This is a genomic window from Aeromonas sp. sif2433 (genome assembly GCF_019218705.1).
Taxonomy (GTDB): Bacteria; Pseudomonadota; Gammaproteobacteria; order Enterobacterales; family Aeromonadaceae; genus Aeromonas; species Aeromonas encheleia.
This window is the reverse complement of sequence record NZ_JAHUXD010000003.1, coordinates 250469-272290: the sequence shown is the minus strand read 5'-3', so window position 1 is coordinate 272290 and position 21822 is coordinate 250469. Positions and strand designations below refer to the sequence as shown.

Sequence of the window (21822 nt, the reverse complement as noted above, 5' to 3'; positions counted from 1 at the left end):
CTGGTTGGCGATGCTCTTGCCGCTGGCGGGCTGCGATCTGCTGACGGACAAGTACCGGATGGAGTTCAGGGATGGATCCTGGCGCGAGATCGCCATCTCCCCCTTCTCCGACGAGGCCCGCTGGCGGGAAGGCTGCGCCAGCGGCGAGGTGCTGACCGACATGACGCTGCCCCTGAAGCGGGGCAAGCGGGTCGATGCGCGGCAACAACTTCTGATCGGCGGTGAGCTGTTCGAGCTGGACGACGCCAATCTGTACCGCAGCAATGGCATGGTGCTCGGTCAGGCCCCGGATCACGTCCAGCGCGGCCTCAAGGGGCTGGATCTCTGCCGTACCCTGCGCCCCGATCGCGGGGCGCTGCCCAGGTTGAAGGGCAAGGGCCTCGGCGACTAGCCGGCCTGCATCCTGTGCCGGCGACAGGCGGCACCGAAGGCCTCGAACAGCTTGATGGAGTGGGGGTTTTCGGTCGCCTTCCACTCCGGATGCCATTGCACCGCCAGGGTGAACTGGGGCAGCTCGGGGGCGTGAAGGGCCTCGATCAGCCCATCCTCGGCATAGGCCAGCGGGGCCAGTCCCTTGGCCAGCGTCTTGATCCCCTGGCCGTGCAATGAGTTGACCGGGATCGCCTCCTCCCCCATCAGCTCGGCAAACCAGCTGCCGGCCACCAGACTCACCTGGTGGCTGTGACCATACTGATCCTCCACCGGATCATCCGCATCTTCCCGATGATCGTCATACCCCGGCTCGCAATAGACCTTCTGATGAATGTCCCCGCCGAGCGCCACGTTGATCTCCTGCATGCCGCGGCAGATGCCGAGCAGCGGCAGCCCGCGATCGATGGCGGCGCGCACCAGGGGAATGTCGAACAGATCCCTGTCTCTGTCCTGGGGCTTCTCCGGGGTCAGGTTCTCCTGGCCGTAGAGGGCGGGATCTATGTTGGAGCCGGCGCCGCTCAGGTAGACGCCATCGGCCAGGTTGAGGTACTGCTCCAGATCGTCGGTGCCGCAGCAGGTCGGCACCAGCAGGGGAATGCAGCCGCTGATCTCCACCAGGGGGGTGATGTATTTGTGGGTCATCACCTGGTAGGGGTGGCCGTTACGGGGCTGGGCCCCCATGGTCATCAACACGACGGGTTTGGTATGGGTACTGGGGTTGGGCATAGGTCACCTTGGCTATCCTTGTCTGGTGTCTCATCCTGCGCCTTGGGAAGGCCCTTGCCGCGGCTGAGCAGCAAGGGCATGCCTCAAGGCATGGTCATGGGATCCGGGTCTTGCCGCGGTGCCAGAATCGTCGGTCAGCCTGGGCAGTGACAGCCTGGATCCTGATCCCAGTCTGCCAAGGCCGTTCAATATGTCAAACGAAATGATGCAAAAATGTTAATCATGATAATGACTAAGCCGTCTTGAGTCCCTGTATCAGGGGCCTGAGCGGCAATGGGCGGGGGAGTATGGGCAAGGCGTGGTGGATATATTAAACATTCGGCGGGAGGGGGAAAAACGAAGGGGCATCCAGGGATGCCCCTTAGGGATCAGGCGTTCAGGATGAACTGTTCGATCACCTTGGCCACGCCCTCGTCATCGTTGCGGGCCGTGGTGTGCTGCGCCAGCCCCTTGATCTCGTCGGTGGCGTTGCCCATGGCGACCCCGAGTCCGGCGTATTCGATCATGTGGCGGTCATTGCCCGCATCGCCGACCGCGATCACCTGGGCGGCGCTGAGGCCAAGGTGCTCGGCCAGGGCGGCGACGCCGGTACCCTTGTTGCTCTGCTTGTTCATGAACTCGAGGAAGTAGGGGGAGCTGCGCACCACTGTGTAGCGCTGGTAGAGCTCGGCGGGCAGCTGGCTGATGGCGCGGGAGAGCAGGGGCTCCTCGTCGATCATCATCACCTTCATGATCTGCTCGTCCAGGGGCAGGGTGGCGAAGTCCACCAGGTTGATCGGCATGTCGACCAGGCGGGACTCGTGCTCGGTATAGGTGCTGACCCTGGGGCTGATCAGCCCCTGACGGACGGAGAAGCCGTGGATGTTCACCCCCAGCTCATCGGCCAGGTGGGCGATGGCGCGGGCATCGGCGCCGGTCAGCAGCTGGCTGCGCAGGATGCGGTGATCCGCGACCTGTTGCACCAGGGCGCCGTTGTAGCAGATGACATAGTCATCCGGGCCGGTGAGGCCGAGCTCGATCAGATAGGCACTCATGCCTTCCAGCGGCCGTCCCGAGGTCAGCACCACAGTAACGCCCCTGGCGCGGGCCGCCGCGATGGCGGCGTGGGTGCGCGGGGTGATCTGACCCTGAGGGTTCAACAGGGTGCCATCCATATCCAATGCGATCAGCTTGTACATCTTCTCACTACCTGAGTCTGGCCGGCCCACCCGATGGGGCCAAGGGGAGGCCGAGTGTAGCGAAATTCACCGCCGGGATCACGCCATGCGTCCCATGGATCGGGCCGGTGGCGGGGCGCCCCTCACTTGTGGCCCTGATAGGGGGTCAGTTGCAGCTGCTCGTCGCGGATGACGAAGCTGATGGGGCCGTGCTCTATGTCGACCCTGTTGTGATGGTGGGCCATCTCCACCTCGACCCCGGGAAACAGGCGCTGGGTCGCGACTATGTTCATGCCGGCCATCAGCAGTTGCAGCTGTGCCTGGGTCGCTACCAGCTGCTCGTTCAGCGACTTGGCCTCGTCGAGCTGGCGGATGCGCAGCGTCTTGATCTTCTGCACCGTCTCGGGATTGCGCTTCTCCCTCGGCAACTGCAGCAGCTTGAGGATGAGATCCTGCAGCTTGAGCAATTGCTCCCCACAGGCCTGCTTGCGCTGGCGCAGGGTCTGCTCCTGCTCCTTGTGGCTGAAGTAGCCGCCGAGGATCTGCAGCCGGGTCCGGTTCGCCGCCGAGGCTCCGATCACCGGGGCCATGACCAGCCGGTTGGCGATGCTGATCCCGCCGATCAGGTGGCCCTTGCGCATGGCGCTGTCGCCGACCCTGAGATCCTGGCCACTGCGGCAGTAGCAGTGGCTGAGCTGGCTCTGGATATGGATGTCGCCATCGGCCTCCAGCCTGGCGTACTGGGCATAGCTGGCGTGGATCTCGCCGCCGGCGCTGAGCTGGCAGGGGTATTCGTCGTTGTCCTCCTGCTTGCGGCCTATGATGCCGTTGCGCACCGTGATGCTGCCACCCGACACCACGGTGCCATTTTCGACGAAGCCGCCGATCACCACGTCGCCGCTGGCCTGGACCCGCATGCCGGGCATGACGTCGCCGGTGACCAGCAGCGATCCCTCGAAGATGACGTGACCGTGGCGGGCATCCACCTGTTTGACACTCAGCACCTCGTCGACCCGCATGCCGCTCTTCTCATGGCAGGGCAGGCCGTTGCGGCTCGCCAGCAGCAGGTCGGGATCCTCCGCCGAGACGCAGCTGCCTTCCCCCACAGTCATGTGGCTCTCCTTGCCCGCTCTGGCCGGCAGCGCCTGGCCGGTCACGGTGAAGCCGTCGATGCCCCGGGTGGCGGGATGGCGCCGCATCAGCGGGGCGCCCGCCTTGACGGTGATCAGGGCGCCCAGATCGCGCATGTCGACCCTGCCATGATCCAGCTCCTGGGGCTTGAGGATCCGCTCGGCCGGCGTCTCGACCAGGCGTTCCAGCCGGGTATCCAGGCCGTGCTCGACCGGCCGGCCGAGGGCGATGACATGCCTGAGCTGGGTGCCGGGCGCGGCCTCCTTGCTGGCCAGGATGGCGGCGGCGAGCAGGCTGTCACTCAGCCCCTGCTTGATGCCGCTCGCCACCACGGCGTCCTGCAACTGGGCCTGGGTCAGCCATTTGCCGCCCCAGTCCGCGGTGAGCTGGGCGGTGGCGCTCATGGCGTCCTGCTCGATCACCACCAGCACGCAGGCGTCGTGGCGCTGGGCTATGGGCACGGGGGGATGGGGGCGGGCGTCCGGGTTGGCCAGCAGGGCGTTGAGCAGGCCGATGGCCTGCCGGATCCCCTCGCTCAGCGGCTGATAGCGCCGACAGTTGGACGCCAGCAGCAGGGACAGGATCTGGGCCTCGGTGATGGGATGGGCGAGGCCGGGGGCGATGCGCAGGCAGACCAGCGTCATGTCGGCCGATAACAGTAACCACTCTTTGTTCAACACTGGGGCAGCTCTCCCTGGTCCCGATCCGGCTGGTTCCCCTGGTGGCCAGGGCGGGATCCTTGACGCAAGCCGCGACCGTCTTGGCGGCTCAGAGTCGCAGTATTCGGGCATTTCTCTTTCCGGGTCAACGAGCTGAATGCAAATGGGTGAGCTGGGTGGAGGAAATCCAGGGTGACAAGGGGTATGCTGGCGACGAGTGTATCAATTGCGCCTCATCCCCCTGTACCGCCACCTCGGGATGGGAAGACGGCTTGCGAAAGGAGCCCAGATGCGACGTCATTGCCTGCTGTCGGCCACCCTGCTTGGCCTGCTCAGCGCCTGCCAGCCCACGACCCAGGGCACGGCCCTCGGCACCCTGGAGCGGGACCGGGTGCTGCTGACCGCCACCGCCAACGAGATAGTCCGGGCCCTGCCGGTGGCCGAGGGCAGCCAGGTGGCCGAGGGGACCCTGCTGGTGCGGCTCGATGACAGCCGCCAGCAGGCGGTGTTGGCCCGGGCCAGGGCCGAGGAGGCCAGCGCCACAGCGGCGCTGGCCCGCATGACCAATGGCGAGCGGCCGGAGGACATAGCCGCGGCCCACGCCAGCCTCGACAAGGCGCAGGCGGCGGTGATCGAGAGCGAGCGCAACTTCAGGCGCATCGATCGTATGGTGGCGCAGAAGTTGTTGAGTCCCTCCGAGCTGGACAAGGCCCGCGCCCAGCGCGACGGCGCCCTGGCCGAGCAGGATGGCGCCCGCCAACAGTTCGACAAGTTGACCCGGGGCGTGCGGACCGAGGACATCGACGAGGCCACCGCCAAGCTGGCGGCGGCCCGGGCGGATGTGGTGCTGGCCGAGCGGGAGTTGGCGGATCTCACCATCATAGCGACCCGCAGCGGTCGCCTCGACAGCCTGCCCTACAACCTGGGGGAGCGGGTCCCGGTGGGCGCCGTGCTGGCCGCCTTGCAGGCGGATCAGGCGCCCTACGCCCGGGTCTATGTGCCCGAGCCCGCGCTGGCCCGCTACCGGATTGGCGAGTCCATCGCGGTGCGGGTGGACGGTGTGCCTGCGCCCCTCACCGGCCGGCTGCGCTGGATCTCGAAGGAGCCCGCCTTCACCCCCTACTACGCCCTCAACGAGCAGGACAGGGCCCGGCTGGTCTACCTGGCGGAGATAGACCTGCCCGGGGCACAGGACTTGCCCAGCGGCCTGCCGGTGCAGGCAGAGCCTTCCCATGAGTGAGCCGTCGCTCGATCGAGTGCCGACGTCAGCGGAGTCTTCCCATGAGTGAACTGGCTATCCGGGCACTGGGCGTGAGCCGCCGCTTCGGCGACTTTCTCGCCGTGGACGGGCTGGATCTCAGGGTGCCGAAGGGGCAGATCCAGGGCTTTCTCGGCCCCAATGGCTGCGGCAAGTCCACCACCTTGCGGATGCTGACCGGCCTGCTCACCCCCTCCGCCGGCGACATCGAGGTGCTGGGCCTCGCCATCCCGAAACAGGCGGAGGCGCTGCGCCGGCGCATCGGCTATATGACCCAGAAGTTCTCCCTCTACGACGAGCTGACCGGCTGGGAGAACCTGGAGTTCATGGGCCGGATCCACGGCATGGGCGGCGCGCCTCTCAACATCCGGCTGCACGAGCTGCTGGTGACCTACGAGCTGAGCGAGCTGGCCAGGCGCCGGGCCGGGGCCATGAGCGGCGGCCAGAAGCAGCGGCTGGCGCTGGCGGCGGCGGTGATCCACCGCCCGGATCTGCTGCTGCTCGACGAGCCCACCTCGGCGGTGGATCCGCAGAATCGGCGTGACTTCTGGGAGAAGCTGTTCGATCTCAGCGAGGCGGGCACCACCATTTTGGTCACCACCCACTACATGGACGAGGCGGAGCGCTGTCACGCGCTGGCCATCATGGAGGCGGGCAAGGTGCGGGCCCAGGGCTCACCTCAGGCGCTGATGGAGGGGATGAACACCCAGGTGGTGGAGGTGCTGGCCCCGGATCTGCGGCTGCTCAAGCAGCAGCTGTTGCAACTGCAGCCGGTGCGCTCCGCCGCCCAGCTCGGCCAGCGGCTGCGGGTGCTGGTGGACAAGCAACTGGTGGATCCCGTGTCCTGGCTGCAGCAGGCCTGCCCGGCCCTGGCCGGCGCCGCCATGGCGCTGGTCAGGCCTAGCCTCGAGGATGTGTTCGTCAGCTGCACCGGTCAGGAGCCAAGGGCATGAACGGCCTGCGACGGCTCTGGGCAATTACCCAGAAGGAGCTGAGGCAGCTGGCGCGGGACCGGCTGACGTTCGGCATGGTGGTGATGATACCGCTGCTCCAACTGCTGCTGTTCGGCTACGCCATCAACACGGACGTGCGCCACATCCCGGCCGGGCTGGTGGACATGAGTCAGAGCGTGCCGGGTCGGCTGTTGGTGGAGGCGGTGAAGGCCAGCCAGGTGGTGAGCATCGAGCAGCGCTACGTGGGGCTGCAGGAGGCCGAGGCGGCGCTGACCCGGGGCGAGGTGCGGGCCGTGTTGGTGCTGCCTCCCGACTTGAGCCGCCGGCTCAGCGCCGGCGAGAGCGCGGGCCAGTGGCTGGTGGACGGCTCTGACACCATGATCGCGGGGGCCCTGCTCGGTCTGCGCACCATGCCGCTCTCCGATCTCAAGCCGGATCTGCTGCCCCTGCCGCCCACCTTCGAGACCGTGCTCTACTTCAACCCGTCCCGCCGCTCGGCGGTCAACATAGTGCCCGGCCTGCTCGGGGTGATCCTGACCATGACCATGATCATGTTCACCTCGGCGGCCATAGTGCGGGAGCGGGAGCGCGGCAACCTGGAGCTGCTCATCACCACCCCGGTCAGTTCGATGGAGCTGATGATCGGCAAGATCCTGCCCTACATAGGGGTGGGCCTGATCCAGGTGGTCATCATTCTCGGCCTGGGTCACTTCATCTTCGCGGTGCCCATCAACGGCGCCCTGAGCCAGGTGCTGCTGGCGACCCTGCTGTTTATCGCCGCCAGCCTGACCCTGGGGCTGCTCATCTCCACCCTGGCTCAGACCCAGCTGCAGGCGATGCAGATGACGGTGTTCATCCTGCTGCCCTCCATCCTGCTGTCGGGCTTCATGTTCCCCTACGAGGGGATGCCGGTGCCGGCCCAGTGGCTCGCCGAGCTGCTGCCCGCCACCCACTTCATGCGGCTGATCCGGGGGGTGGTGTTGCGGGGGGGCGAGCTGTCCGATCTGCTGCCGGATGTGTTCTGGCTGCTCGGCTTCACCCTGCTGATGCTGACCCTGGCCGCCCGCCGCTTCAAGAAAAGCCTGGATTGACCCTTATTCCGGCGATCCCGGCTTGGGGTTATGGGGTGGCTTGATTGGGTGCTGTATGAGTCATTCATGTTGGCCGGTGCCGGCTATGGCATCGATTTCGGGATAAATGGCTGAAAATATCGGGGCAGAGGCGCGATTCACCTTGCTCATTGCGCCCCGAGGGACTCTAATCTGCCGCCCAACGCCGTTGGGCTTAGCACCGCCCTTTATCCCCTTGCCCCATAGAGCCATCATGACCGCCCAAGGCCATCTGCTGTTTTCCGTTACCTGCGCCCTGCTCGCCCACAAGTTACCGCTCACCCCGGCCCTGGCCGAGGCCAGCCTCTGGCAGATAGTGCCCGCGGCGCTGGCCAGCGCCCTGCTGCCCGATCTGGATCACCCCAACTCCCTGCTCGGCCGGCGCCTGCCCTGGATCTCGGGGCCGCTCTCCCGCCTGTTCGGCCATCGTGGCTTTACCCACAGCCTGCTGGCGGTCGGCATGGCTGTCTGGGGGCTGGCGCAGTTTCAGGCGCCCGGCCTGCTGCCGGTGGGGGTGAAGGATGCGCTGATCATCGGCTACCTGAGCCACCTGCTCGGGGACTGGCTCACCCCGGCCGGCATCCCCCTGTTCTGGCCGATGCGCCAGCGCTTTAGGCTGCCCTACCTGTCGCTCAGGTGCGGGGGCGGGGTGGAGACGGCCTTCTGCGTCCTGACCCTGGCGCTCGCCGGGTTCTGGACCCAGGGCGGCATGGCGCTCAACGCCTTCTAGCGTGGCTTGGGGCTCATCTGCCTCGTGTATCAGGGGCGCTGGCCTGGGGCCCTGACGCACCCCGGCATCCCAAATAGCCGCCTTAGTCGGCCCGCTGCGCCGTTCTCGGCAGGGTGAGGTAGTCGGCGAGCACCGGCCCCCCCAGCAGGTGGCGGCGCAGCATGTCGAGGGCGGCGAAGGCGAGGATCCGGCGGCCGCTCTGTGGATCCGGGTGGCTGAGCCGCAGCGTCTGGCCGATCTGCTGCCCGTCGGCGCACAGCAGCAGTGGCACGCCATCCGCGCCCGCCATGCCTATGGTCAGGCTCAGCCCCCGCTCGACCCCCGTCAACTGGCCGAGTTCGTCGGCGAGCTCGCTGCTGAAATGGGCCTTAAGCTGTGGATGCTTATGGCAGAGGGCGAGCAGGGCACCCCGGCTCTCCCCCTCGAACAGGGTCAGCGGCCTGTCCCCCAGCAGGGCCAGGATCTGGCTGGCCGGGTCCTCGTCGCCGCGCCCCACCAGCCAGGGCTGAGTCTCGCCGAGCAGGCGCGCCTCGGCGGCCGCCATGTCCGCCGCCGAGGCGCCATGACCGATGAGTTTCAGCTCGATGAGCGGCATAGAGGAGCGATAGCCGAGCTCGATGCCGCTCGGCCAGGGGGTGGCGTCCAGCTTGTCGCTGAGCGCCGATTCCGAGATGCCAAAGCTGTAGAAGCGGCGCAGCTCGGTGTCGGCCTGCGCCCCGGCCAGTACCTTCAACCGCGGCAGGATCTGCTCGCGCACCATCTGCTTGAACTCGAACGGTACGCCCGGGGTGAAGAAGATCCGGCTCTGGCCGTGCCCGGCCGAATGATGGACCAGGAAGCCGCAGGCGGTGCCGACCGGGTTGTCGAGGATCTCGCACTCCCGGGGCAGCCAGGCCTGCTTGGCGTTGCTCACCGGCATGGGGCGGCCCCGGCTGGCGTAGCGCGCGGTGATGGTGGCGAGCCAGTCGGGGAACAGGGTCAGCGGCTGGCCAAAGCCCTCGGCCGCCGCCTGGGCGGTGAGATCGTCCGCGGTGGGGCCCAGGCCGCCGCACACCAGCACCACCTCGGCGCGCCCGGCGCTCTCCTGCAGCACGGCTTTCAGATCCGCGAGGTTGTCCCCCACGGTGGCGCGGCGGCGCACCTGCCAGCCCTGCTCCAGCAACAGGGCGCTGAGCCAGGCGGCATTGGTGTCCAACACCAGGCCCGTGACTATCTCGTCTCCCGTGCTGATGATCTCGATACGCATGCTGGTTTCCTCGGGTTGAACAGGCTGGCTGGAAGGCGCCATGGGGCAGGCTGGATAGAGTGCAATTGTACCCAGATCCCCCTGCCGCTGGCGATATCCAGGCGTCGTGACGGGAGCGGAATGAGGATCAGACACCTCTTTGTTAACCAGCCCGTAACAAGGGTGAACCCTGGCTTAAGCGTGGGCATGTTTTCCTGTGGCAACAGTCACGTTTCATGACAGAGGTGGGGTAAAATGCTCACCAATTGTTCAATTGTTCAAAAAAAGGTCATAACCATGAAACACGCAGCCTTGTTGCTGGCCCTGCTGGTAGGCACCCCCGCCTGGGCCGGCTTGCAGATCAACTCCAACGACGTGCGCATCAATGTGGACGGCGATGAAGCCGACGAGTGGAAAGAGAAGCACAGTGATGACTGCTCGAGCATCGCGGTTGGCGACGTCAAGGTGAGCAGCGAGGGCTGTGACGGCAAGGGCAAGAACAAGGAAAACAGCAGCGTGCACGGGGACAATAACCCCGGCAAGGGCCACAACAAGGCCAAGAACAAGTGATACAAGGGCGCCAACAGGCGCCCTTGTTGTCAGTGCCGTCGAGGGAGGACGAATGCACAGGTAACGGATGACAGGCTGGGCGCTTTATTATAGGCTTCTAGATGTCCAGACATATTTACCGATGCAGTACAGGGAGTAAGCATGCCGATCAAGATCCCGGACCAGTTGCCCGCCGCCGAAGTGCTGGGGCAGGAGAACATCTTCGTGATGACGGAATCCCGGGCCGTAACCCAGAACATCCGTCCGCTGCGGGTGCTCATCCTCAACCTGATGCCCAAGAAGATAGAGACCGAGATCCAGCTGATGCGGATGCTCTCCAATTCGCCGTTGCAGGTGGATGTGGATCTGCTGCGCATCGACGATCGGGAGTCGAAGAACACGCCCCAGGCGCACCTCGAGAACTTCTATCACGACTTCGAGCAGGTGCGTGGCAACAACTACGACGGCATGATCATCACGGGGGCGCCACTCGGGCTGGTGGAGTTCGAGGAGGTGGTCTACTGGCCGCGCATCGTCGAGATCATCGAGTGGTCTCATCAGCATGTGACCTCGACCCTGTTCCTGTGCTGGGCGGTGCAGGCGGCGCTCAAGGCGCTGTACGGCATGGAGAAACAGACCCACGGCGAGAAGCTGTCCGGGGTCTATCGCCACCACCGCCTCGACGAGCACGAGCCGCTGCTGCGCGGCTTCGATGACGAGTTCGTCGCGCCGCACTCCCGCTATGCCGCCTTCGACGGGGATCTCATCCGTGCCCACACTGATCTGCAGATCTTCGCGGAGTCAGAGGAGGCGGGGGTCTATCTGGCGGCGACCAAGGATTGCCGCCAGGTGTTCGTCACCGGCCATCCCGAATACGATGCCCTGACCCTGGATGGCGAATATCAGCGGGATCTGGCGGCCGGGCTCACCCCCGTCATCCCGGTCAACTACTACCCGGACAACGATCCCGGCCAGACCCCGCGCGCCAGCTGGCGCAGCCACGGCCACCTGCTGTTCTCCAACTGGCTCAACTACTACGTCTACCAGCTCACCAGCTACCGGCTGGAGGACATCGGCAAGGTGTTCACCTACCAGCAGCCCAAGTCATAGGGCGCTGGCTCAGCCGGCCAGCCGGTGCGCCAGGGCGTCGAGCCAGTGGCGATGGCAGGCCAGGGTGAAGGCGCGGGGCCGCTTGGCCCGGATGGCGGCCATGGCCTCCTGCTGCGACTGACCCAGCGTCATCAGCAGGGCGGCGGCCACCAGCCCGGTGCGCCCGCTGCCCCCCTTGCAGTGGATGGCCAGCTGCTTGCCGTCGCGCAGCAGGGCGATCAGCCGGGGCAGCGCCTGCTGCCAGGCTTGCTCGAAGGCGGCATCGGGGGCCTCGTCGTCCTCGATGGGCAGGTGGAACCAGCTCATGCCCCTGGCGTCGAGCTGCGGGCCGAGCCGCTCCAGCCCGACGCTGGCCAGCTCGGCCTCCGTCATCAGGCTGATGACCCCATGGGCCCCGGCCAGTTGCAACTGGTCCAGGACCTGCTCCGGGGGGACCTGCTGGGTGCCGGGGCAGGGGGTCAGCAGGAGCTGGCCATCGAGGCGCGGCACCTCCAGGCTCCAGAAGGGGTGGGAGGGATGCATGGATTTCCTTGTCGAGTCTGACATGGTGTCAAACGAGTTTTTTGCGTCGTGGCGAAGTGCGGCAAAGCATAGGGGGCGGCGCCACGATGTCAATCTGCGTTGTGTTCGGCCCGGTTTACGGGCAGAGTCTAAAAAAATTGAGCGATGCAAGGAGTAAAGATGAGAAACCTGGATCAACTGGATTTGGACATCCTGGCCCATCTGTTTCGCGATGCGGGCATGACCAACAAGGACCTGGCGGCCCTGGTCGGGGTGGCGCCGTCCACCTGCCTGGAGCGGGTGCGCAAGCTGCAGCAGGATGGGGTGCTCAAGGGAGCCCACTGCGAGGTGGATTATCAGGCGCTGGGTGGCCACATCCAGGCCATGGTCTCCCTGCAGCTGGCGCGCCACAGCCGTCAGATCATCGATGCGTTCCGCGATGCCATCCTGGCGTTGCCCGAGGTGATCAGCCTGTTTCACATGGGTGGCAAGGACGATTTCCTGGTGCATCTCTGCGTCGCGGACACCGAGCACCTGCGCAACTTCGTGTTCGATCACTTCACCTCGCGGGAGGAGGTGGTGCACCTCGAGACCTCCCTGGTGTTCGAGCACAGATTCAGCCGCTCACTGCCCTGCTTCACCCATCCCTGAGCGCCCGCGCGGCGCACAGAGGGAAGAAAAAAACCGCCTGCTGGCGGTTTTTTTCTGGCGGTGGCTGACCCTCAGTTGAGCACCAGGCGGCTGTCCGGCGCCGTCTGGTAGAGCCCCTGCTGATAGGCCAGGTTGCCCCAGAGCACCAGGCCCAGCGCCGCCTCCTTGAGCTCATCGGGCTGGGGGGCCGGTTGCAGGCGCTGACTGGCGGCATCATACAGATAGCCCTCGGCCGGCCGCTCCGGCTGCAGTATCACCACGTCCTTGCCCCGCATCAGGGCGAAGTTCTTGTCGTACTGCATGATGGCTCGCCCCGGCCAGTCGTCCGGCATGCGGGTCAGATCCTTGCCCAGCATGGGATAGTCGGCGCTTATCCCCATCAGGGAGAGCAGGGTCGGCGCCATGTCTATCTGGCTCACGACCCGCGAGTCCTGGCGAGGCTTTATCCCCTCGCCGACGATGACCCCGGGAATGTGGAAGCGGGGGATGGGCACCAGATCGGCGCCGCTGACCCGGCTGTCGTGATCGGCGATGACCAGGAACAGGGTGTCTTGCCAGTAGTCCGATTGGCGGGCCTGCTTGAAGAACTCGCCGACGGCATGGTCCGCGTACTTGGCGGCGTTGTTGCGGGTCTGCTTGGGTTGCTCAAAGAGCGCGATGCGATCGTCAGGAAACTCGAACGGATCGTGGTTGCTCGAGCTGAACACCAGGCTGAAGAAGGGCTTGCCCTGCTTGCTCAGGGCTCGGAACGTCTCGTCGGCCTTGGCCATCAGATCCTCGTCCGAGGCGCCCCATGAGCCTTTGAATACCGGATTCTCGAAGTCCTTCTGCTCGATGATGGTGGTGAAGCCATTGCCGAGGAAGAAGCTGCGCATGTTGTCGAAGTGGCTCTCGCCGCCGTAGATGAAGCTGGTGCTGTAGCCCCGTTGCTTGAGCAGATCCGCGATGGTGAAGAAGTTGGTCTGGCTCTTGCCGAGCTTGACCACGGCCTGGGCCGGGGTCGGCGTGAAGCCGGTGAGCACGGCCTCGATGCCGCGCACCGAACGGGTGCCGGTGGCATAGAGCTGCTCGAAGGCCCAGCCCTGTTGTGACAGCGCATCTAGGTTGGGGGTGAGCGGCAGGCCGCCGAGGGAGCCGACGAACTGGGCGCCGAGGCTCTCCTGCAGCAGGATCACCAGGTTCTTCGGCTTGCCGGCATAGCTGGCCTCGTTGGCGGTCTGGCTGGGCAGGGTCTCGGAGCTGTAATCCTGGTCGGGGCGACCGCTCTCCCGGCGCACCAGCTCCAGGATCCGCTCCCGGGGCAGCTCCCCATAGAATTCGCCAGCACTCTCCTCGTTGCCCATCTGCTTGATGGCGAAGAACAGGGAGTAGGAGGAGTTGACGGTCAGGGCGTTGATCAGGGGATCGCTGGCAAACGCCACCATGGCGGGGTTCAGGGCCCGGTGGCCCAGGCTGGAGCGGGCGCCGAGGAAGCCGATGGCCAGGATCAGCAGGGCGAAGGCCGGGCGCAGGTACCAGCGCGGGAAGCTAAGGTGCCGTATCAGGCGCCCGCTCAGCCACCAGCCTCCCCCCAGGGTCAGCAGGCTGAACACCAGGGCCAGCAGCAGCTCACCCTTGCGGCCCGCCCACAGCATGGCGAGCACCTCCTTCGGGTAGATGAGGTATTCGATATAGAGGCGGTTGGGGCGCACCCCGTACTCGGTGACGAAGGAGGGGGTGGAGATCTCCAGGAACAGCATCAGCCAGAGTCCCAGCGTCAGCCAGACCCGGATAAGTTGCAGCCAGGCGCGGCCCAGGGCATGGGGGCCGGCCAGCAGCAGGGTGAAGACGGCGGGGACGCCCCACAGCCAGCAGAGGGTGGCAAAGTCGACTCGCAGCCCTTGCAGCAGCAGCTGTGACCAGCCGGCGACGGCATCGACCCGCTCCTGTTGCCAGAGTCCGAGGGCTATCCGGCTGGCGGAGAGGGCGATAAGCGCGATCGCCGAAAAAATGGCGATGGGCCAAAATGGACCCAGCCAATGTCTTATTTTTGTCATTGTTATTCCTGATAAAGCCGGTTTCTTGATGCCCATCCGAGGGCACTTTTTCTTATATTGCAGGGTTATGACAGTGGGGGCGGGGAAAGGTTGCGGTGGGGTGATGAAAAGCAAGCTATTGATAATATTAATTTTTTAATGAGCAATCCCGGTCGGTTCAAAAGACAGCATAAACGACTGGGATTAGTGTGATCCCCGCTACAAAGCGGGGAGGGGGGCTTTTCTATAATGGCGCCGAACTCTCTCAATCGGAGCCGAATTCATGCCGGTCTTTCTCGATGTCGAGTATCTGCGGGAGTGGTGCCTGTTCGTGGTGCTCTCGGACGGCACCACTGGGGTGCTGGACCTGACTCCCTGGCGCGAGCAACCGCTGTTTGCCAGTATCCCCTCGGCGCGCCACTGCGCCCGGGTCTTCATCAATCGCCGCCATCAGCTGGAGTGGCCGGGGGGTTGCGTGCTGGCCGCCCAGGAGGTTTATCACCTGATCCAGCCCGTCGACGAGCGCAACCTGCACTGAGCTGACATGCTAACTTGTTGAGCCAGATAACGTTTTCAGTCACATACCCCATGCGTTCCGGCCGTTATCATGGTCCCAGATGCGGCGCATCTGCGTCCATGCCACCACAGCGGGAAGATGACAATGAAACAGGGAAAGTTGCGTTATGGCGGTCTGCTCGGGGCCGCCTTGTTATTGTCGGCATGCGGCAGCGGGGGCGGCTCCGGCGCCGAGACCCAGCCGCCGATCGTCAATCCCCCTCCTGCGGCCAGCAGCCGCGCCTGCTATGGGGATGATCAGCCCGCCTGCAACCTGAGGATCTACCAGGTGATGGTGGAGTCATTCGTCGACGGCGATGGCGCCGCCAACTACGGCGTTGGCTACGGCCCCTCCCGGCACAATGGCGATCTGCAGGGCATCATCGCGAGCCTGGATCACATCAAGAGCCTCAACGTCAACGCCATCTGGCTGACCCCGGTGTTCGACTCCTGCGCCGGTCAGGGCGGCGACGACAGGCTGGATGCCACCGGCTACTTCGCCTGCGACTTCTTCAACGTGGATCCAAATTTTGGCAGCAACGCCCAGCTCAAGCAGCTGGTGGAGGCGGCGCACCAGCGCGGCCTCTATGTCTTCCTCGACGGGGTGTTCGGTCACGTCAACAAGGTGGGGGTGAGCAAGCCCTCGCCCGAGGGGCGCCTGCCGGCCCTCAAGAGCGGCGGCGTCGGTTATCCGGGCCAGCTGGTGGACTACGGCAAGCCCGAGAGCCTCGCCTACTTCGAGGAGGTGGCGCGTCACTGGGTCGAGCAGTACGGCATCGACGGCTGGCGGCTGGATCAGGCCTACCAGCTCGGGCTGGACGAGTGGCGCGCCATTCGCGCCGAGGTCGAGCAGGCCAGTGCGGCGCGCAAGGCGGCCGGCCAGCAGTGGGGCACCCTCGGCTACCTGGTGGGCGAGGTGTGGAAGGGGGCGGACGAGATCCGCACCCAGGCCTATGGCCCGAGCGACAACCCGGCGCTGCCCTCGGCGTTCGACTTCCCGCTGCGCTACGGCCTGATGCAGGCGCTGGCGGTGGAGGAGTCCGGCAAGGGCGGGCAGGGGGCCAGCGTGCTCGACGCCAGCTGGAACAAGGTGGAGAACTACCCGGATCACGCCATGCCTAACCTGATGCTGGGCAACCACGATCTGGTGCGCTTCGGCGATCTGCTGGAGCGCGGCAACTTCGATCCGGCGGACTACTGGCTGCGTCACAAGGCGGCCTTCAGCTTCCTGGCGGCCCGCTCAGGTCCCATCACCCTCTATTACGGCGAGGAGTTTGGCGACGAGGTGCCGGGCTTTGCCAAGCAGGTGAGCGGCGACTGTGCGGCCCAGGGGTTGTGCGACGATCACGTGGCCCGCAGCGACGGCAAGGTGCCGGGTGTCACCGGCTTCGTGCCGGACGGCGAGCAGGCCGAGCTCAAGCAGTGGCTCGCCGAGCTGCTGGCCCTGCGCGCCGCGCATCCCGCCCTCTATCAGGGGGAGCGGGTCAAGCTGGTGGCCGAGGGCAGCGTCTACGGCGACATCAAGCAGACGGCGGCGGAGCAGATTGTCTACCTGCTCAACGTCTCCAGCACCCCCCAGAGCTACAGCCTGCCGGTGGCCAGGCTGCGCGGCGGCAGCGCCCTGGTGGATCTGCAGAGCGGCGAGCGCCTCCCCATCGGTGGCAGCAGCCTGACGGTGGCGCTGCCCCCCTTGAGCGGCCGCTTCCTGCAACTGCAGTAGTGACGGGACAAGCACAAAAAAGGGCTCCATCGCGGAGCCCTTTTTGTTGCCGGGCGCAGGGGCGTCACTTCTCGATGCCGCTGCCCAGCTCCTCCTGACGGGTGCTGGCCGGGGCGCCGTGCTCGCTGCCGTTGCGCCAGTGTTCGAGCCGGTTGTGCACGCCGCGGCGCAGGCTCTTGAAGCTGGTCTCCAGATAGTGGACCCCCACCAGGATCCCAAGGGTCACACCGGTGAGCAGCAGCGCCTGGCGCAGCATCCCCATGCCGATCAGGGCGCCGAGGGCGGCCAGCATCCAGATGGTGGCCGCCGAGGTCACCCCCAGCACCTGACCATCCCGGGTCATCATGACCCCGGCGCCGAGGAAGCCGATGCCGGTGATGAGCTGGCCAAGCACCCGCGCCTGATCCGCGGGCAGCGGGCTGACGGCGGCGCCGATGGCGAGGAAGCAGTAGGTGCCGACCACGATGAGGGAGGAGGTGCGAATGCCGACCGGCTTGCCGTGCAGCTGCCGCTCCAGCCCGACCAGACCGCCACACACCAGACAGGCCAGGATGTTATCCCAGCCAAGGGGCGCTATGTCCCACCACTGCGTTGTCATCATATCCACCTCTGCCACCCTGCTCGTTATCCTGCCGCGCTCTGCCCCCGGTTCTCCAGCCGTTGCCGGAAGGCCCTGGCCAGGCGCTCGTAGAGATCTTTGGCCTCTCTGTCTTCAATATCGCCACGTATCCAGGGATTGTCGATGATTTCCAGCAGCACGCAGTCGCGACCCTGCTGGCGCAGGTCGACCCCGAACAGGCCATTGCCGAGCTGATGCACGGCGCGACGGGCGGTCTGCAGCACCCGCTCCGGCACCTCGGTCAGCGGCAGCGCCTCGATCCGGCTCAGGTCGAGGGGGTGCTTGCGGCGGCGGATGCGGTTGCCCGGCTCCGGCCGGAAGCGGCGGCAGGCGAACAGCGGCGAGCCGTCGAGAAAGCCGATGCGCCAGTCGAACTCGGCGGGGATCCGGCTCTGCACCAGCAGCAGGGCGGAGCGGCCCAGCCCCTCGTCCAGCAGGCGGGCGAGCTGGGTCTCGTCGCTGGCCATGGCCAGATCCCGGCCCTGGGCGCCATCGGGGACCTTCACCATCAGCGGCAGGCCGAGGCGCTGCACCAGCTCGTCCACCTGGTGGCGGCCGCGGCGGGTCACCACCATGGTCGGCGGCATGGGCACGCCGCTGCGCACCATCAGTTCGTAGAGGTAGAGCTTGTTGCTGCAGGCGAGGATGGCGCGGGAGCTGTCGATCACCGGCATCTTGAGCTGCTCGGCGCGGCGGGCGAACTCGAAGGTGTAGTGGCCGACCGCGGTCTCGGCGCGCAGCCAGAGGGTGTCGAACTCCGGCAGCCGCTCGATGGCGGAGGGGGGCAGCAGCTCGGCCTGGATCCCCTGAGCGGCGGCGGCCCGGATGAAGCGCTCGAGCGCCAGGGCATCGCTGCTGGCGCGGCCATCGCTCTGATCCATCAGGATGGCGAGCTGGTAGCGCGGCGCCGCCTGCTCCTCATCCCCGGTGCCGACCAGCGCCTGGGCGTGTTGCAGCATCAGCGCCTTCTCGCTCTGGCTCAGTGCCAGCGGCGACAGGCTCTGCTGCTGGTGCACCGACCAGCCGTGGCGGCCGCGTTTCAGGGTCAGCTCCTGCAGCGGCAGCTGGCTCAGGCCGTAGTAGTAGCGGGCCAGCCCCGCCAGCTCGCTCTGCTCGCACTGGCCGAAGATGGCGCGCACCCGGATCCTGTCCTCGCTCTGCCGGGTCAGCCAGCCCTGCAGCTTGCGCCACAGCTTGGCCGGCGGCTGCTGGGGTTGCAGCACGCTGATGGCCTGCAGGCCGGGCAGGCAGTGGTGGCTGCGGGCCTGGGCCAGCAGGGAGCAGTAATAGCCGGCGCTCAGGTGCTCCAGGCTGCGGCAGAGGTTGATGATGCGGGGGCGGCCACCGGTGGTGGGCAGGCCGTGTTGCAGGTAGGTGCGGGCGGTCAGCAGATAATCGGCATGGCAGGGCCAGTCGCCCAGCTCCTCGACGATGACATAGGTACTCATATTTTCGGCTCCACAGATCAGACTGCCTGGACGGCAGGATCCCCAGTGGGCTTCGATGCACCGACAAGCACGACAATGGCGCGAGGGGAAACAAGAGGTTACAGTGCCTAATATTCTGCCTTGGTAACTTGTGATACAAGTCGCATTTCTGGTGCTGAGGATAAATAACCGAACAAGGACTCCCCGTGTTGACCCTGCGCGCCGCCCGAACCGATGATTTGGGCGCCATCGTTAAGCTGGAACGCTACTGTTTTCCCCCCGAGGTCGCCTTCGGCCGCAGCCGCTGGCACTATCTGCTTACCCAGGCCAAGGGGCGCACCCTCTTGCTGCTGGACGACAAGGCCCAGCTGATGGGCTATCTCAGCGTGCTGGAGCACAGGGGCTGGGATCGGCTGGTGATCCAGACCCTCGCCATCCGCTGGACGGTGCGCCGCCAGGGCTGGGCTCGCCGCATGCTGGAGCAGGTGATCCAGGAGGGCCGGCAGGCGGGCTGGGGCGCCATCCGGCTCGAGGTCGCCGATGCCAACCCCGAGGCCCAGACCCTCTACCAGAGGCTGGGGTTCCGCCCCCGGCTCCGGCTGCCGGATTACTACGGGCCAGGCCTGCACGCGCACCGGCTGGTGCTGCCGCTGGGATCCGGTGAGCAGGGGCCGGCATGAACTGTGACGACTGCCTCGCCACCGCCTTCGGGGTCAGCATGAGCCGCGCTGCCTCGACATCGAGGAGCCGGCATGAGCTGTGACGACTGCCTCGCTACCGCCATCAGGGCCAAGCTCGGGCGCTGCCGGGCCTGCGCCCTCCAGACCCTGGTCATCGGGCTGGCGGGTTGGCTGGCCTGGTGGTGGTTCGGCGCCGATGCCTCGGTCAATGCCCTCACCGGCCTGCTGTTCGCCCTGGGGGGCAGCGGCCTGTTGCTGCTGCACCTGCTGGCCTTCCTCTGGCGCCGGGGCGGTCGCGGGCTGGATGAATGAATTCATTTTTGTTTCAACAAGATAGATAACAATGGAGGTTCAGATGATAGCAATGGTAACGGGCGCCTCGTCCGGTTTCGGGGAGGCGATCAGTCGCCTGCTGGTGAATGCGGGCTACAGGGTGATCGGCACCGGTCGCCGTGCCGAGCGGCTGGCCGCCCTGGCCGGTGAGCTGGGGGATGACTTCCTGCCGCTGGTGTTCGACGTGCAGGACAAGGCCGGGACCCAGGCCGCCATCGACGGCCTGCCGGTCGCCTGGCAGGAGGTGGATCTGCTGGTCAACAACGCCGGTCTGGCGCTCGGGCTGGAGCCCGCCCACAAGGCGGACCTCGAAGACTGGGAGCAGATGATCGCCACCAACATCAGTGGCCTGACCCTGCTCACCCGCTTGCTGCTGCCGGGCATGGTGGCGCGCAATCGCGGCCACGTGGTCAACATCGGCTCCATCGCCGGCACCTACCCCTACCCGGGCGGCAACGTCTACGGCGCCACCAAGGCGTTCGTGAAGCAGTTCAGCCTGAATCTGCGCGCCGATCTGGCGGGCACCGCCATCCGCGTCACCAACGTGGAGCCGGGCCTGTGCGGCGGCACCGAGTTCTCCAACGTGCGCTTCCACGGTGACGATGCCAAGGCGGCCACCGTCTATCAGGGGGTGCAGGCGATCCAGCCGGAAGACATCGCGAGCACGGTGCTCTGGGTCAGCCAGCAGCCCGCCCACGTCAACATCAACAGCATCGAGATCATGCCGGTGGCCCAGACCTTCGGTCCGCTCCAGATCAGCCGCCGCTGATTGCCCCGTTTGACGAAATGAGAAGAGACACCCCAGGGTGCCTCTTCTGTTTTGACGAGCCGGTCAGAGGCTCATGATCTTCTTGAATCCCTCTTCTGAGTGCTTCTGCTCGCTGTGCCTGGTCTAGCACCACTACCTCCTTGCCGAGTTTATCGCTCTGCTTGCCCCAGACGCCGCGCAGCAGCGGCAGGTACTTGTCCGGCAGGGTGCTGGCTGACTGCGGCAGCAGATCGGTGATGGGGATACTGCTATCCGGGTGGGGAGGGCAAGTTGGCCTGTAACTTGCTCACCTTGTCGGTCATGACGGGGATCCCTCCCCGCACGCCGGATCGGCCGGCAGACAGCTTGGAGCCCTCATGGATATCAAACCTTATGGTCAGCAACTCGCCCAGAGTGCGTCCCACAACCGCGCCCTGGCCACCCTAGGCGCCGACGACAGCCCGCAGGGCGGCTGGGAGCAGCAGGTCAGCCTCTCCAGTCAGCGGCTGACCGGCAAGGCGCAGCAGGTGCTGACCTACGAGCACTTGGCCAAGAGCGGCAAGGGCTCCTCCCCGACGGGGGGCGTCAACAACCTGGGGATGCAGCAGTTGGTGGACAAGGCGCTCGGCTTCGATCGCAAGAAATTTGACGATCTCGAGAGCCAGCTCAAGGGGGTGGCCGACAACCAGCAGCTGTCGAGCGAGCAGCGCGAACAGCAGACCAAGGCGCTGACCGAGCAGCGCGACGCCATGCTCAAGGCGGCCATGGATCGCCTCAGCGGCAAGCAGACGGGCGAGAAGCAGAGCGCATAAGCCGAGGAACCTGGCTCAAACGGAAATCTTTGGTGACAGGGGGGGAAAGCGCTTGCCCGGCGGCGATCAGGGTATGGAAGCCGATCGCCCTGCATGAAGAAGGGAGGGCCTGGGCCCTCCCTGTGCATGAGTGAAGGGGATGTGAGCGCTTATTTCGTCTGCGGCTCGATCCCGATACCCACGGCCGTGGTCTGGACTGCCTTGATCTGGTCACCCTTGGCGATCAGGGCGAACTGCGCCGGATCATTCACCCTGAGGGTGAGGGTCTTGTCCACGCCCTTGACCTTGATGGTCTGCTGCTGCTTGTCGAGATCGATAACGTCGGCATAGATGGTGACCTGCATGCCAGCGCCGGCGGCCGGTTTCTGCCCCGCGGCGGCCTTGCCTCCCTCGGTCTCCACCACGCGTTTTCTCACCCCGGCGGTGCCCTTGAGCAGCTCCAGATCCAGCAGTTGCAGGTATCTGAGCGCGACCTCGTCACCCACCTTGACGTTCTTGAGATTGGTCACCTCGTCACCGGCGACCAGATCGAAGCTCTCACCCTCGGTATTCTTCAGGCTGACCTTGCGGGTCGCCATGTCGATGGCGGTCACCGTGGCCTTGGCTGTCACCTCTTCCGCCAGCTGTGCCTGGCCTGGGGTGATCGCCACGTTGGTGATGACCTCGGCGGCCTGTGTAGCGGATGCGAGTGCAAACAAACCAGCGATCCATGCGTGTTTCAG

23 protein-coding genes are annotated in these 21822 nt (G+C 65.9%); 14 read left to right on the top strand and 9 right to left on the bottom strand.

The window, feature by feature from the left end; all coding sequences use genetic code 11:
• Window positions 1-10 precede the first annotated feature (10 nt).
• Entirely contained in the window at window positions 11-391 is a 381-nt protein-coding gene (locus KW825_RS06680; RefSeq protein WP_218291226.1) for a hypothetical protein, read from the top strand.
• Here the strand turns inward: KW825_RS06680 and KW825_RS06675 are convergent.
• From KW825_RS06675 to KW825_RS06665, 3 genes are all read right to left on the bottom strand, one after another.
• Window positions 388-1158: a gamma-glutamyl-gamma-aminobutyrate hydrolase family protein gene (locus tag KW825_RS06675; protein ID WP_218328702.1), complete on the bottom strand. Its 771-nt coding sequence runs from the start codon at window positions 1156-1158 to the stop codon at window positions 388-390. The two genes, KW825_RS06680 and KW825_RS06675, sit on opposite strands and share 4 nt — an antisense overlap.
• Window positions 1159-1526: 368 nt before the next feature.
• The gene (yidA, locus tag KW825_RS06670; protein WP_218328701.1) at window positions 1527-2336 is read right to left on the bottom strand and encodes a sugar-phosphatase; all 810 of its coding nucleotides are present in this window, start codon (window positions 2334-2336) and stop codon (window positions 1527-1529) included.
• Window positions 2337-2458: 122 nt separating this feature from the next.
• On the bottom strand, window positions 2459-4126 hold the full coding sequence (locus KW825_RS06665) for a DUF342 domain-containing protein (protein ID WP_371315783.1): 1668 nt from the start codon (window positions 4124-4126) through the stop codon (window positions 2459-2461).
• A gap of 268 nt (window positions 4127-4394) precedes the next feature.
• On the opposite strand from KW825_RS06665, the gene KW825_RS06660 reads away from it, so the two are divergent.
• From KW825_RS06660 to KW825_RS06645, 4 genes are all read left to right on the top strand, one after another.
• Complete coding sequence (locus tag KW825_RS06660) at window positions 4395-5345, top strand: HlyD family secretion protein (protein WP_218328699.1); 951 nt, start codon at window positions 4395-4397, stop codon at window positions 5343-5345.
• Between the two features lie 41 nt (window positions 5346-5386).
• Window positions 5387-6316, top strand: a complete 930-nt coding sequence (locus KW825_RS06655; protein ID WP_218328698.1) for an ABC transporter ATP-binding protein — start codon at window positions 5387-5389, stop codon at window positions 6314-6316.
• Window positions 6313-7407 (top strand): ABC transporter permease, encoded by a 1095-nt coding sequence (locus KW825_RS06650; protein ID WP_218328697.1) that lies wholly within the window; start codon window positions 6313-6315, stop codon window positions 7405-7407. The genes KW825_RS06655 and KW825_RS06650 overlap by 4 nt, the downstream gene beginning before the upstream one ends.
• 232 nt (window positions 7408-7639) lie before the next feature.
• On the top strand, window positions 7640-8155 hold the full coding sequence (locus KW825_RS06645; protein WP_042651946.1) for a metal-dependent hydrolase: 516 nt from the start codon (window positions 7640-7642) through the stop codon (window positions 8153-8155).
• Window positions 8156-8237: 82 nt separating this feature from the next.
• Here KW825_RS06645 and KW825_RS06640 read toward each other — a convergent pair whose 3' ends face one another.
• Window positions 8238-9401: a molybdopterin-binding protein gene (locus KW825_RS06640; RefSeq protein WP_218328696.1), complete on the bottom strand. Its 1164-nt coding sequence runs from the start codon at window positions 9399-9401 to the stop codon at window positions 8238-8240.
• 276 nt (window positions 9402-9677) lie between these two features.
• On the opposite strand from KW825_RS06640, the gene KW825_RS06635 reads away from it, so the two are divergent.
• On the top strand, window positions 9678-9950 hold the full coding sequence (locus KW825_RS06635; protein ID WP_126623237.1) for a CG2 omega domain protein: 273 nt from the start codon (window positions 9678-9680) through the stop codon (window positions 9948-9950).
• A 141-nt stretch (window positions 9951-10091) separates the two neighbouring features.
• Complete coding sequence (metA, locus tag KW825_RS06630; protein WP_218328695.1) at window positions 10092-11039, top strand: homoserine O-succinyltransferase; 948 nt, start codon at window positions 10092-10094, stop codon at window positions 11037-11039.
• A 9-nt stretch (window positions 11040-11048) separates the two neighbouring features.
• On the opposite strand, the gene KW825_RS06625 is transcribed toward metA, so the two are convergent.
• A complete protein-coding gene (locus KW825_RS06625; protein WP_218328693.1) occupies window positions 11049-11561 on the bottom strand; it encodes a cyclin-dependent kinase inhibitor 3 family protein in 513 nt (170 codons plus the stop codon).
• Between the two features lie 159 nt (window positions 11562-11720).
• Here KW825_RS06625 and KW825_RS06620 point away from each other — a divergent pair, with 159 nt between their 5' ends.
• Window positions 11721-12191 carry an Lrp/AsnC family transcriptional regulator gene (locus KW825_RS06620; RefSeq protein WP_025325515.1) on the top strand — a complete coding sequence of 157 codons (471 nt, stop codon included), beginning with the start codon at window positions 11721-11723 and terminating at the stop codon, window positions 12189-12191.
• Window positions 12192-12262: 71 nt separating this feature from the next.
• On the opposite strand, the gene KW825_RS06615 is transcribed toward KW825_RS06620, so the two are convergent.
• A complete protein-coding gene (locus KW825_RS06615; protein ID WP_218328692.1) occupies window positions 12263-14227 on the bottom strand; it encodes an LTA synthase family protein in 1965 nt (654 codons plus the stop codon).
• A 262-nt stretch (window positions 14228-14489) separates the two neighbouring features.
• Between KW825_RS06615 and KW825_RS06610 the strand changes: the two genes are divergently transcribed.
• Together KW825_RS06610 and KW825_RS06605 are read left to right on the top strand one after the other, a co-directional pair.
• On the top strand, window positions 14490-14744 hold the full coding sequence (locus KW825_RS06610) for a DUF2442 domain-containing protein (protein ID WP_042651951.1): 255 nt from the start codon (window positions 14490-14492) through the stop codon (window positions 14742-14744).
• 123 nt (window positions 14745-14867) lie between these two features.
• Window positions 14868-16481: an alpha-amylase family glycosyl hydrolase gene (locus tag KW825_RS06605; RefSeq protein ID WP_218328691.1), complete on the top strand. Its 1614-nt coding sequence runs from the start codon at window positions 14868-14870 to the stop codon at window positions 16479-16481.
• A gap of 64 nt (window positions 16482-16545) precedes the next feature.
• On the opposite strand, the gene KW825_RS06600 is transcribed toward KW825_RS06605, so the two are convergent.
• Window positions 16546-17082 carry an MgtC/SapB family protein gene (locus KW825_RS06600; protein ID WP_218328690.1) on the bottom strand — a complete coding sequence of 179 codons (537 nt, stop codon included), beginning with the start codon at window positions 17080-17082 and terminating at the stop codon, window positions 16546-16548.
• A 23-nt stretch (window positions 17083-17105) separates the two neighbouring features.
• Window positions 17106-18548 (bottom strand): RimK family protein, encoded by a 1443-nt coding sequence (locus tag KW825_RS06595; RefSeq protein ID WP_218328689.1) that lies wholly within the window; start codon window positions 18546-18548, stop codon window positions 17106-17108.
• Between the two features lie 185 nt (window positions 18549-18733).
• Here KW825_RS06595 and KW825_RS06590 point away from each other — a divergent pair, with 185 nt between their 5' ends.
• The 4 genes from KW825_RS06590 (at window position 18734) to KW825_RS06575 (ending at window position 21100) form a co-directional block, all read left to right on the top strand.
• Window positions 18734-19207 carry an N-acetyltransferase gene (locus KW825_RS06590; RefSeq protein ID WP_218328688.1) on the top strand — a complete coding sequence of 158 codons (474 nt, stop codon included), beginning with the start codon at window positions 18734-18736 and terminating at the stop codon, window positions 19205-19207.
• Window positions 19208-19279: 72 nt separating this feature from the next.
• On the top strand, window positions 19280-19519 hold the full coding sequence (locus KW825_RS06585) for a DUF3624 family protein (RefSeq protein WP_042651956.1): 240 nt from the start codon (window positions 19280-19282) through the stop codon (window positions 19517-19519).
• A 43-nt stretch (window positions 19520-19562) separates the two neighbouring features.
• A complete protein-coding gene (locus tag KW825_RS06580; protein WP_218291053.1) occupies window positions 19563-20309 on the top strand; it encodes an SDR family oxidoreductase in 747 nt (248 codons plus the stop codon).
• A 356-nt stretch (window positions 20310-20665) separates the two neighbouring features.
• The gene (locus KW825_RS06575) at window positions 20666-21100 is read left to right on the top strand and encodes a hypothetical protein (protein WP_218328687.1); all 435 of its coding nucleotides are present in this window, start codon (window positions 20666-20668) and stop codon (window positions 21098-21100) included.
• Window positions 21101-21249: 149 nt separating this feature from the next.
• Here the strand turns inward: KW825_RS06575 and KW825_RS06570 are convergent, their stop codons facing one another.
• Window positions 21250-21798 carry a hypothetical protein gene (locus tag KW825_RS06570; RefSeq protein WP_232018893.1) on the bottom strand — a complete coding sequence of 183 codons (549 nt, stop codon included), beginning with the start codon at window positions 21796-21798 and terminating at the stop codon, window positions 21250-21252.
• Window positions 21799-21822 lie beyond the last annotated feature (24 nt).

Excerpts from the sequence above, each read along its gene's own strand:
- KW825_RS06585 (WP_042651956.1), top strand. The coding sequence starts at position 19,280 with ATGAGCTGTGACGACTGCCTCGCTACCGCCATCAGGGCCAAGCTCGGG.
- KW825_RS06650 (WP_218328697.1), top strand. The coding sequence starts at position 6,313 with ATGAACGGCCTGCGACGGCTCTGGGCAATTACCCAGAAGGAGCTGAGG.
- KW825_RS06635 (WP_126623237.1), top strand. The coding sequence starts at position 9,678 with ATGAAACACGCAGCCTTGTTGCTGGCCCTGCTGGTAGGCACCCCCGCC.
- KW825_RS06620 (WP_025325515.1), top strand. The coding sequence starts at position 11,721 with ATGAGAAACCTGGATCAACTGGATTTGGACATCCTGGCCCATCTGTTT.
- KW825_RS06605 (WP_218328691.1), top strand. The coding sequence starts at position 14,868 with ATGAAACAGGGAAAGTTGCGTTATGGCGGTCTGCTCGGGGCCGCCTTG.
- KW825_RS06600 (WP_218328690.1), bottom strand. The coding sequence starts at position 17,082 with ATGATGACAACGCAGTGGTGGGACATAGCGCCCCTTGGCTGGGATAAC.
- KW825_RS06625 (WP_218328693.1), bottom strand. The coding sequence starts at position 11,561 with ATGCATCCCTCCCACCCCTTCTGGAGCCTGGAGGTGCCGCGCCTCGAT.
- KW825_RS06680 (WP_218291226.1), top strand. The coding sequence starts at position 11 with ATGCTCTTGCCGCTGGCGGGCTGCGATCTGCTGACGGACAAGTACCGG.
- KW825_RS06645 (WP_042651946.1), top strand. The coding sequence starts at position 7,640 with ATGACCGCCCAAGGCCATCTGCTGTTTTCCGTTACCTGCGCCCTGCTC.
- KW825_RS06655 (WP_218328698.1), top strand. The coding sequence starts at position 5,387 with ATGAGTGAACTGGCTATCCGGGCACTGGGCGTGAGCCGCCGCTTCGGC.
- yidA (WP_218328701.1), bottom strand. The coding sequence starts at position 2,336 with ATGTACAAGCTGATCGCATTGGATATGGATGGCACCCTGTTGAACCCT.
- KW825_RS06615 (WP_218328692.1), bottom strand. The coding sequence starts at position 14,227 with ATGACAAAAATAAGACATTGGCTGGGTCCATTTTGGCCCATCGCCATT.
- KW825_RS06610 (WP_042651951.1), top strand. The coding sequence starts at position 14,490 with ATGCCGGTCTTTCTCGATGTCGAGTATCTGCGGGAGTGGTGCCTGTTC.
- KW825_RS06575 (WP_218328687.1), top strand. The coding sequence starts at position 20,666 with ATGGATATCAAACCTTATGGTCAGCAACTCGCCCAGAGTGCGTCCCAC.
- KW825_RS06660 (WP_218328699.1), top strand. The coding sequence starts at position 4,395 with ATGCGACGTCATTGCCTGCTGTCGGCCACCCTGCTTGGCCTGCTCAGC.
- KW825_RS06595 (WP_218328689.1), bottom strand. The coding sequence starts at position 18,548 with ATGAGTACCTATGTCATCGTCGAGGAGCTGGGCGACTGGCCCTGCCAT.
- KW825_RS06640 (WP_218328696.1), bottom strand. The coding sequence starts at position 9,401 with ATGCGTATCGAGATCATCAGCACGGGAGACGAGATAGTCACGGGCCTG.
- KW825_RS06580 (WP_218291053.1), top strand. The coding sequence starts at position 19,563 with ATGATAGCAATGGTAACGGGCGCCTCGTCCGGTTTCGGGGAGGCGATC.
- KW825_RS06675 (WP_218328702.1), bottom strand. The coding sequence starts at position 1,158 with ATGCCCAACCCCAGTACCCATACCAAACCCGTCGTGTTGATGACCATG.
- metA (WP_218328695.1), top strand. The coding sequence starts at position 10,092 with ATGCCGATCAAGATCCCGGACCAGTTGCCCGCCGCCGAAGTGCTGGGG.